Source organism: Desulfococcus sp. (genome assembly GCF_050178255.1).
Taxonomy (GTDB): Bacteria; Desulfobacterota; Desulfobacteria; order Desulfobacterales; family Desulfococcaceae; genus Desulfococcus; species Desulfococcus multivorans.
Genome location: NZ_JBFXGG010000157.1, coordinates 1 through 5,589, shown reverse-complemented (window position 1 = coordinate 5,589; position 5,589 = coordinate 1). Strand labels below are relative to the sequence as shown.

Genomic DNA, 5,589 nt, shown 5'->3' with positions numbered 1-5,589 from the left:
CCTGCCGGGTATCCCATCCGGACACCGCCTGCCGGGTATCCCATCCGGACGCCCCCTGCCGGGTATCCCATCCGGACACCCCCTGCCGGATATCCCATCCGGACACCCCCTGCCGGGTATCCCATCCGGACACCCCCTGCCGGGTATCCAAAAGGAAACCCGAAGCCCCCTGGCTGCTGAAATTTTTGTGATTGTTGTTCCATGGTTTCCTCCTTTTTCTGAAATGAAATTCGTTCTGCTTTGAACGCCGGGGTTGTCTCCTCAGCGCAAAGCGGAAAACCAACGGTCAAGAAACATCTGTTTGGCCCGGCAAAATTCATCCGGCTTCTGGAAACTGCCGTGCCTCATATATGCTCGGACCGGACTTCCGCCGCCGCAAATGATCCAATAAGGGCAGGAATTACAATCCGGCAAACCCAAACGGCGCTGATCAACCGCATTCAGGAGAAATCGTGTCGCGTCGGATTGCCACGCTTGGCGGATGCTTCCGTTCAGCAGGTCACCCAGCAGGAATCGGCGATCATCCGAATAAGCGGTCAAAAAGATATCCCCATCAGGATTGATCCTCAGGGTCCCCTCGATCGGATCTCCGAGATCACCTTCCCCTGTCAGCAATCGGTGAAAAAAATAATTCAAATGTCCGCAGTCAATATCCATGTATCGATACGGACCCGTGTTCAGCAATGCGATTTGAATGAGCAGACGCATCCTGGATTCATCGTCAAGGGACAATTTGTCTTCATGAACCAGGCTGCGGCCGCGATCCTCAAGCGGTGAAACATACAGTCTGTAAAACCCGCGTTCAGAAATATGCCGCGCCAAGGGTATCAAATCGTCCACATTGGTATTGGTCGGCGTGAATGCGATAATCACCTGATCTCTGGAGTGAGACGCCTCAAGTTGATCCAGAGCGGCCAGCGCTTTGGCATAGGATCCGGCGCCTCGAATCGATTCATGGGTTTCGCGGCTCGCGCCATCCAGGCTGAGCGTTACCGTTGCTCCTAATTCTCTCAAATCTTTCACGGCGGCTGAGTCGAGCAGCAGACCGTTGGTCACCACCGCTGTCACCAGATTCAGCGACCTCGCATATCCGACCAGCGCCGGCCAATCAGGGTGCAACAGCGGTTCCCCGCCGCTGAAGGTTACAGACATACCACCGAAGGTTGCGAAGTCATGCAATGCCCGGCGCACCAGAGAAGAAGACAGGGTGTGGTTGCCGCCCGGACCGGCGTCGAGATAACAGTGTTTGCATCTAAGATTACACTGGTTGGTCAACTCGATGTACAGGTGATCCGGCGGCGCCGCCTGAATGGGCAGTGAACTTGTTTCCATGAATACCCCAAAAAGCCGTTTGAGTTGGTGTCGATCCACAGACAGCATCTCTTTCGTCACATCAGCGCGAGAGATGCGACTTGTAAAGGGACATGCGTTAATAGATGACGCCGGAACGTATCGCTTCCTCATAAAGGGCCCGGCGAAAATCCTGCCGTTTCAGATGGGGAGTGTCGGTAATCGGATTGGATGTCCGATATTCACTCCAGGGAACATCGTGAATATGGATGCCGAATTCCTGGGCGCGGTCGGCAAGAGGCGTGCCCGGAAATGGGGTCATGATTGAAACAAAAGCAATCGCTCCCTTGGCGCGGACCTGAGCCGCCAGCGCTTGGGTCTTCGCAACGGATTCCGGTCGATCAAAGGGAGAACCGATTTGAAATGTAAACATCGGCTGAATTCGCGCCCCCACTACGATATCGGTAGCCCGCAGTACGTCGCTGACGGAAATATGCTTGTTCATCGAATTTATCACTTCCTGATCGCCCGATTCCACGCCGATCTCCATACCGATGCAGCCGGCGTCTTTCAGCATCTCCACCAGTTCGTGGGTAATCAAATCAAGTCGACACACGCAATGAAAACGAATGTCTAATTTTAAATCAACAAGTTGGCGGCAGATCTGTTGAACCCTTTCCGAGCTCGCGGTAAACACGTTATCGATGAAATAGATCTCTCTCAGACCCCAGATTTCCCGCAACATCACGAGTTCGGCGATGACGTTTTCAGGGCTGCGCATCCGGTAATTTCCCTCGTATGTGCTGGAGATACAGAAAATGCATTTATAAGGGCAGCCGCGGCTTGTCATGATCGTGCCGGGGCGGCCGTACGTCGCCATCGGCATCAAATGCCGGGCGGGAAATGGAATGTCATCCAGACTTTCCTCATGTTTTCGATGGGGTGTCTTCAAGACACGGTCGCCGTCGCGGAAGGCGATGCCGTTGATGAGATTGAGGTCGGGCGCTTTGTTCGCCACATGATGAAATAATTGTACCACACTCTTCTCTCCCTCGAAGCGCACGACGACATCGACAGTCTTTTCGGCCAGGACATCCTCATATCGATACGTTGTGTGCGGTCCCCCCATCGCAACAAAGGCGCCGGGCGCCTTTGCCCTGACGACCCCGGCGGCTTTCAACCCGAGGGCATAATTCTGGGTGACGCAGGTGATTCCCACGAAAGGAGGGGAAGTCCTCTCAATTGTTCGGCTTAAAAAAGCCCAGGGATCGGCCTGCTTGCTCAGATCCGCGATTTCAACTGAAATGCCTTCTTTCAGTAAGCAGGCGGCCAGATAGCCCAGGCCCAGCGGCGGACACAACGCATTAAACGAAGATTGCGCCGCGGGCGACTGCATGGGTGGGGCAACCAGAAGCACGTCGGTCATGCGATTCTCCTTTCACGAAGCCGGCCCTTAGTCACGGATTACTTCGCCCTGGCACCGGCGGCACAGAGATTCTGAAAGAATGCCATGCTCCATCAATCTCCGGATTTGATTCATCCTTTTGCCGGTCCAGATGCCTTCGAGTCCTTCATCAAATACATTCCCAAGATTGACCGAATTATTATAATCAAGTGAACAGAACGTGCAGGAGCCGTCCCAGAGAACAGCTATTGTCCGGTGGGCGTTGAAAAAAGCGCACCGCCCTTCGGCAGACTCGATAACACGATAACCCTCGGGAAGCAGTATATTCCCGAAATTGCACGCCCGTTTAAAAACAACATAAAGATTCTTGCCGATCTCGAAATAAATATCGGGATCGTTTGTTACGCGGTCGAGAACCTGTCGAACGCGCAATGCCTCGTGGGTATCGGGTATATGAGAAATTACCTGATGCGCTTGCTCCTGTTGGCGCACGAACATTGACCAGAATGTCAGCTGGTCCTCGACCTGGTACGCCTCCTCCACAAGGGGCGCTGCCGACAGAGCAACCCCTCTGCTATTCAGCATCTGAATTTCTATCCGGGGAAGATCGCTCCCTCGACGGTATCTCTCCTGAATGAGATTCTGGATTCTGCTGATTACGGCCGAATATGCAAGGGGAGCGCCGGTCTTCGAAAAATGTGAACCGTCCGGCACATTGAGGCTGATGGTGATGCTGCTGATCCCGCCGGCAAGCAGCCTGTCGATCCGTTCAGGGGTGAGAAGGCTGGCGTTGGTCACGAGGCAGAAATCAAGCCCGATGCTATGTCCGTATTCAAGGATTTCAAAGAAGCGGGGATGCAGCAACGGTTCTCCCATGACATGCAGGAACACCAGGTTTTTGATCTCGGCGTGCATCGAAAATTGAGGATTACGGTATCGATAATCGGCAATTTCCTTAAACAACCATTGCACACGCTCGAAAGGCATCCTCCCCTGTTTTCTTGTCATTGATGAAGAGGGACACCAGCTGCAGGCATAGTTGCAACGGTTGGTCAATTCAACGAAGAACCACTGAATCGGCGGAATGGCCGCCAATCGATATCGCTCGTTCATCACGGCCAGATCATGGGAAGCAATGGACAAGCCGACTCTCATCGTTCCGAGGATTCCGCCGTTTTTTCCGAACACCTCGACGGTAAACATCGCCCACGCGGATAAGGATATGTCTTGAGACCGTCGGAATGCCCGCGCCAGCCGGCGGCGAGCTGACGCACGAAGCTGAACGGAATAGAAATCGAGCCGCCAGAGATCGATTTCCAAACCTTCGGCGTAACAATCAGAAATATCGAAGGTCCAAATTCCTGCCGGTTCCTGCCAGGGAAGATTCGAGTTGGCATAAATCCCGACCCTCAGACTGAACGGCTCTCCGGGCACAAGACCTTGAAACGCCAGGGGGAACCGGCATCGATTGTCCTTGAGCCGGCATTTTTGATCATTCAAGGGCATTTTTCAACTTTCGGCCCGCTCTCCGGGAGGCGGGACTTCCTCGTCCTCCGCGATATCGAGGACGCCATAGGAAAGGGCATGGAGCACAAATTCAACTGTTTGAAATTCAATATCTTCCGCATTATCCTCCGTGTACTCCCGACAAAGTTGCTCGACAATTTCCTTCACGGTGACTCCGTTTCCAAGCTTCATCCAGATGAAACTGGCCGTTTTGTTGAATTGCCATTGAATGCCGTGTCGAATGACATAAACCGAGCCGGTTCCACGATCCTGATACCAGATATCGGTAGCAGGCCGCGGTTTGCATATTCCGACGGCCTTTATAATGGCAGCCTGCAAATACGGGGGAAACGGCGCAAGCGATGCCGGAATGGGAAAATGCACGGGGGCTTCCGGAAAGACTGTATACCCCGTTGATTCATTCGCCTGTTGAGATGCTGATATTTCCATCGTTTCTCTCCTCTTGGCCAATAAGTTTCGGGTCAGGCGCTAAAAGGGCCGGTCCGGATTACCGCCGCTGATGGGCATCTCCACGGTCCGCCCCTCGGGCACTGATGCTTCCGTTCAGACTGACCGGCGGGCTCTGAGCATGGCGAAGTTTTCCTTGACCTGGTCAGCGGTTTTGCAGCCGGGAATTACCGTTGATACGGCAGGCGCCTCGAGGACAAACCGTATCGCAAGCTGGGCGAGGGTCTCGTTCTGACGGCAATACGGCTTTAGCTGTTCCACGATGTGTGCTGTCCCGGCAATTCTTTCAGTTCCCCAAAGACTACGGATGTCACTCGGAGGAAAGTGACTGTCGCGATGGTATTTCCCGGATAAAAATCCATTTGCGAGCGGCTCCCTGGCGATGATACCGATCTGTTTTCGCGTCGCTTCGCTGAAGATCATGGTTTCAGCCTCGGGCGCGAGCAGGTTGTAGGGGACCTGAACGACTTCGGGCCAGGCGGCCGCCAAAGCTTCGACGGCATCCTGGACAAGGTTGACCGAAACCCCCAGGCAGCGGATTTTGCCCTGTTGACGCAAGGCGTCCAAAGCTTCGATCACATCGGTTCGAAACAAAATCTCCGGCGGTGGATTGTGGAGTTGGTAAAGATCGACATACTCCGTTCTTAACCTTTGGAGACTCTGGTGGAGGGCGAATCGAATATAGGCTGGATGAAAATTCTGCAGGGGAGGGCTTCGATAAAAATCATAACCGACCTTGGTGGCGATGATGACTTCATGACGGTGGCGATGCAACGCCTGGCCCAACAGCTCTTCACTGTGGCCGAAACCGTATGAATCCGCAGTGTCAAAAAAGTTACAGCCTGCTTCGCACGCGTCCCGGATCGCGCGGAGGGAGTTCCGGTCATCCGTCGGGCCGTAGCCCAGCCCCCGATGACCGC

Annotated in this window: 6 protein-coding genes; 1 reads left to right on the top strand and 5 read right to left on the bottom strand. The window is 54.0% G+C overall.

Features of this window, described 5'->3' with window-relative positions; genetic code table 11:
• Positions 1–191 (top strand): hypothetical protein (locus tag AB7S84_RS16275; RefSeq protein WP_428155768.1); only part of this gene is annotated, 191 nt, incomplete at its 5' end.
• A gap of 70 nt (positions 192–261) precedes the next feature.
• Here the strand turns inward: AB7S84_RS16275 and AB7S84_RS16270 are convergent.
• The 5 genes from AB7S84_RS16270 to AB7S84_RS16250 all read right to left on the bottom strand — a co-directional run.
• Positions 262–1,392: a radical SAM protein gene (locus tag AB7S84_RS16270; protein ID WP_428155766.1), complete on the bottom strand. Its 1,131-nt coding sequence runs from the start codon at positions 1,390–1,392 to the stop codon at positions 262–264.
• 37 nt (positions 1,393–1,429) lie between these two features.
• Positions 1,430–2,716 carry a B12-binding domain-containing radical SAM protein gene (locus AB7S84_RS16265; protein WP_020875274.1) on the bottom strand — a complete coding sequence of 429 codons (1,287 nt, stop codon included), beginning with the start codon at positions 2,714–2,716 and terminating at the stop codon, positions 1,430–1,432.
• Between the two features lie 27 nt (positions 2,717–2,743).
• Entirely contained in the window at positions 2,744–3,808 is a 1,065-nt protein-coding gene (locus tag AB7S84_RS16260) for a radical SAM/SPASM domain-containing protein (RefSeq protein WP_428155765.1), read from the bottom strand.
• A 396-nt stretch (positions 3,809–4,204) separates the two neighbouring features.
• Positions 4,205–4,651 carry a PqqD family protein gene (locus AB7S84_RS16255; RefSeq protein WP_020875272.1) on the bottom strand — a complete coding sequence of 149 codons (447 nt, stop codon included), beginning with the start codon at positions 4,649–4,651 and terminating at the stop codon, positions 4,205–4,207.
• Positions 4,652–4,765: 114 nt separating this feature from the next.
• On the bottom strand, positions 4,766–5,589 hold an 824-nt coding region (locus AB7S84_RS16250), incomplete at its 5' end, for an aldo/keto reductase (protein WP_428155764.1).